At 70.0% G+C, this 4,197-nt stretch carries 5 protein-coding genes and 1 pseudogene; all 6 read right to left on the minus strand.

The window, feature by feature from the left end; genetic code table 11:
* Positions 1-229 (minus strand): annotated as a pseudogene (locus tag ER13_RS16420) (hypothetical protein); the annotation flags it as partial.
* The gene (locus ER13_RS16425) at positions 229-1,695 is read right to left on the minus strand and encodes an alpha/beta hydrolase (RefSeq protein ID WP_035311025.1); all 1,467 of its coding nucleotides are present in this window, start codon (positions 1,693-1,695) and stop codon (positions 229-231) included. The pseudogene ER13_RS16420 and the gene ER13_RS16425, both read right to left, overlap by 1 nt.
* Before the next feature lie 86 nt (positions 1,696-1,781).
* Positions 1,782-2,033, minus strand: coding sequence for a BrnA antitoxin family protein (locus tag ER13_RS16430; RefSeq protein ID WP_035311027.1), 252 nt, complete (start codon positions 2,031-2,033; stop codon positions 1,782-1,784).
* Positions 2,011-2,286: a BrnT family toxin gene (locus ER13_RS16435; RefSeq protein WP_035311033.1), complete on the minus strand. Its 276-nt coding sequence runs from the start codon at positions 2,284-2,286 to the stop codon at positions 2,011-2,013. The genes ER13_RS16430 and ER13_RS16435 overlap by 23 nt, the downstream gene beginning before the upstream one ends.
* Complete coding sequence (gene ruvB / locus ER13_RS16440; RefSeq protein WP_035311034.1) at positions 2,283-3,314, minus strand: Holliday junction branch migration DNA helicase RuvB; 1,032 nt, start codon at positions 3,312-3,314, stop codon at positions 2,283-2,285. The genes ER13_RS16435 and ruvB overlap by 4 nt, the downstream gene beginning before the upstream one ends.
* A gap of 214 nt (positions 3,315-3,528) precedes the next feature.
* Positions 3,529-4,146 (minus strand): Holliday junction branch migration protein RuvA, encoded by a 618-nt coding sequence (ruvA, locus tag ER13_RS16445; protein WP_008261054.1) that lies wholly within the window; start codon positions 4,144-4,146, stop codon positions 3,529-3,531.
* Positions 4,147-4,197 lie beyond the last annotated feature (51 nt).

Consider the following 4,197-nt stretch of genomic DNA (forward strand, 5'->3'; position numbering starts at 1 on the left):
GCCCCACATAGCCGCACACCGCCCGCCTCTGGCCGATCTCGGAATAGCGCAATTCGGCCCCCGCCCCCAGCTGCTGGCGGATCTGGCGTTCAGCCCGGTGGATCGGCGATTCCGGCTGCGCGACCCGCGTCCCGTGCGTCATGGCCCACACGCCCACGGCGGCGGCGATCAGGGCGACCGCCGCGGCAACAACAAACCAGGTCTCGTGGTTCTGGATTCGGCGTCGCATCATCCGGCCGGGGCGTCGTCCTCAATGAAATCCAGCGGCGTATTCGCCGCCGGCAGGCAGGTGCGATCCACCGGCGCGGACGGATCGCGCAGGAAGTCGCGCGCCATGCGGCGGGTGCAGGCGCTGGCGTTGATCACGCCATGGGTCGCATTGGTGACGATCACCACCTGGCTTTTCGCATAGCCCTGGGCCGCCGCCTGGGTCAGGGCCGGCGGGCAGCCCGGATCGATCTCGGCGGCGACGAACAGGGTCGGGATGTCGGTCTTGACCGGCAGGTTCTCCACCGGATCGGCCGCCCCCACGTCCACGGCCGCGCAGACGTCGAACAGGCGCGACAGCGACGGGACCAGCACCTGCGCCACGGGGTCTCCAGCCGCGCCCGCCGCCAGCCGCGCCCTGGATTCGAACGGCAGCTCCTCCTTGCACAGGTGGGCCATGTGCTGGCCTTCGAAATAATAGGTGCGGTCCTCGGCGATCTCGGCCACCGGCGTCAGGTCGCCGGCGATGATCTTCTCCAGATCGGCGGGCAGACGCCGCACGCCCCGGCCGCTGTAGGTCGTGTCCATCAGGAAGGCCGACAGGTCGTCGATCGTAAAGGTCTGGCCGTCCTCGCCCGTCACCGGTCCCGCCAGCCAACGCCGCGCCTCGGCCTCGAACCGCGCCTGAAGGTCCGGATGCCGCGCGGCGCAGTCGGCCTGGGCGGCGCACTTGGCCAGGACCAGCCGCACCGCCGTCGAAACCTGTTCCGGCGTCCCCACGGCCCAGTTGCCTTCGGGCGGCCAGTGGCTGTCCATCACCGCAGCGCGCACGATCTGGGGCTGGTGGGTGATGACGGCGGCCTCGATGCGCGGCCCATAGGAGCCGCCCCACAGGTCGATCTTCGTCAGCCCCAGCGCCTGGGTCATGTCGCGCACGTCGTCGGCGATGGCGGCGGCGTTGTACCAGCGCAGATCCACGCCTTGCGCCTGATAGGATTTCAGACAGGCGATCAGCCCGTCGCGATCCGCATCGGACGGCGGCCCCGCGTCGGTCAGTTCGACGCCGGGACAGTCCATAGACGGATCGCTCTCGCCGCCCCCGCGCTGGTCGAATAGGATCACGTCCTGATCGACCGCCATCAGGTCCGGACGCCGCGACAGGGCGCGCAGGATGTTTCCCGCCCCCGACGTCAGCGCCCCGCCGGGTCCGCCGTGGAACATCACCATGGGCGGCAGGGCCTGGCCCGAGGCGTCCTTGTAGGGCGTGCTGGCCTTGAGGATCACCACCGCCACCCCGATACGCCGGTCGGTCGAGCCGTCGCGCGCCTCGTCCACCGTCAGGGTCCCGCACCGCACCTCGCGCACGCCGGTGGGCCAGTCGGTCGGACAGGGGGCATCCGTGAACACGGGCGCCGCAGCCTTTGCAGGCGGGGCCAGGACCGTCAGGCCGGAGACGGCCGCCAGGACAGCCAGGGTGCGCAGGATCATGTGACGGCTCCGGTTCGCCGACAGCAAACCTCCGCCCGCCCCGCTTGGCAACCGCCTATTGGAGATCGGCGGCGATCAGGCCCCGATCAGGCGGCCCGCTTCTTGCGCGCCGCTTCCGTCAGCGCATCGGCCATCCGCTCGCGCCAATCCTCGCCCTCTTCGGCGAAAGCCTGAATGGTTGCGGCGGGCAGCCTCAACCCCACCTCACTCAGCCCGGTCAGGCGGGCATAGGTTTCCGGAGACAACACCTCACGCGCCGGACGCATACGCGCGATGTCGGCGTCGGTCAGCTCGGGGTTGTCGTCATCGACAGGATCAAACGGTGCGGAGTTCGTCATACTTTCTGACCTCGCGGGGATTGGCCCGCCTGAGACTGATCATCCAGATCACATCGTCTCGTTCGGTATAGACGGCGACGTGAACCCGACCCTTGATCGGCAGATAAGCATACCACCGAAACTCGCCGTAGTCCCAACGGTCGTCCAGGGCGATGAAGGCGGCGGTCCAGTCTCCCTGCTCGACGGCGGCCAGAGACAGCCCATGCTTCTCCTGATTGCTCGCATCCTTGCCCGGATCGAACGCGAACTTCATTCAAACAGGTCGCCCGGGACCGGCCCGGCGGCGGGCGGCGGCGGCGCGTTCAGGCCCAGGTGTGCGTAGGCCTTGGCGCAGGCCATGCGGCCGCGCGGGGTGCGCATGATGAAGCCCTGTTGCAGCAGATAGGGTTCGATCACGTCCTCGACCGCGTCGCGCGCCTCGGCGATGGCGGCGGCCAGAGTGTCCATGCCCACCGGCCCGCCGCCGTAGTTTTCGATCAGGGCCTTCAGGAAACGCCGGTCCAGGCTGTCCAGCCCGGCCTCGTCCACCTCCAGCCGGGCCAGGGCTTTCGCCGCGACCAGTTTCGAGATGGTCTCGGCGCCGTCCGCCGAGGCGAAGTCGCGCACACGGCGCAGCAGCCGCCCGGCGATCCGCGGCGTGCCCCGCGCCCGCGACGCGATCTCGCGCGCACCGGCCTCGTCGATGGCCGCGCCCATCTTGCGCGCCGTGCCCCGCACCACGGCCGTCAGCTCGTCGGGGCTGTAGAATTCCAGCCGCAACGGAATGCCGAACCGGTCCCGCAGCGGCGTGGCCAGCAGGCCCGCCCGGGTCGTGGCCCCCACCAGGGTGAAGGGCGCCAGGTCGATCCGCACCGACCGCGCCGACGGCCCCTCGCCGATGATCAGGTCCAGCACATGGTCCTCCATGGCCGGATACAGGATCTCCTCGACGTTCGGGCTGAGCCGGTGGATCTCGTCGATGAACAACACATCGCGCGGCTCCAGGTTGGTCAGGATCGCCGCCAGATCCCCCGCCTTGGCCAGGATCGGGCCGGATGTGGCCCGGAACCCCACCCCCAGCTCGCGCGCCACGATCTGCGCCAAAGTCGTCTTGCCCAGTCCCGGCGGTCCGAACAGCAGCACATGGTCCAGCGCTTCTGACCGGCCGCGCGCGGCGTCGATGAAGACCTTCAGATTGCCCTTGGCCTGTGACTGGCCGACGAACTCGGACAGGGTCTGGGGCCGCAGGGCGCGGTCGAAGGCTTCGCCCGTTTCGGCTTCTGGAGAGATGATGCGGGTCATGGTTGATCGCAGTGGCGAGTGGGGGCCGAGTGACGAGTGACGAGTGGCGAGTGGCGAGGAGTGAGAAGTGCTAGTGAGCAAGAAGTGAGCGACGACCGGTCCAGGTTCACACAGGATCGCTCACCCCTGCGCTCACTATTCACTCGCCACTCGCCACTCGTCACTCGCCACTCAGCCCCCACCTCCCACTCGGCAGCCACTCGCCACTCCAAAATCACCGCCCCAACTCCTGCAGGGCCGCCCGGATCACCGCCGGCAGTTCCGCCTCGTCGCCCAGCCGGATCAGGGCCTGATCCACCGCCCGGCGCGCATTGACCTCGGCCACGCCCAGGCCCAGCAGGGCCGAGACCGCCTCGCCGGTCAGGGACGGCGGGGGCGGCGCGATCTCGACATGAACGCCCGGCGCCGTGGGCGCGAAGCTGACATCCCCCAGCGGCTTGCCCTTCAGCTCGGTGACGATCCGCAGCGCCAGCTTGGGGCCCACGCCATTGGCCCGCGCCACCGCCGCCTTATCCTCGCGCGCCACGGCCCCCGCCAGTTCGCCCGGCGGCAACACGTCCAGCACCGCCAGCGCCGCCTTCGGCCCCACGCCCTGGATGGCCAGCAGGGTGGTGAAGGCCCGCCGCTCGTCGCGCGTCAGAAATCCGTACAGGCGCGGCCCCGCGTCCTCGCTCCACTGCGAATGGACATGGACCGTGGCCTCGTCGCCCGGCGCCGGCAGCCGGCCCAGGGTCCGCGCCCCGCACGACACGACATAGCCCACCCCGGCGCAGTCGATCAGGCAGTCCGCCTCCCCGACCTCGGCCAGCACGCCTCTCAGACGCCCGATCATGACCAATCCTCCCCCGTTGGGGGAGGGGGACCGCCCGAAGGGTGGTGGAGG

The organism is Brevundimonas sp. EAKA (assembly GCF_000698025.1).
Lineage (GTDB): Bacteria > Pseudomonadota > Alphaproteobacteria > Caulobacterales > Caulobacteraceae > Brevundimonas > Brevundimonas mediterranea_A.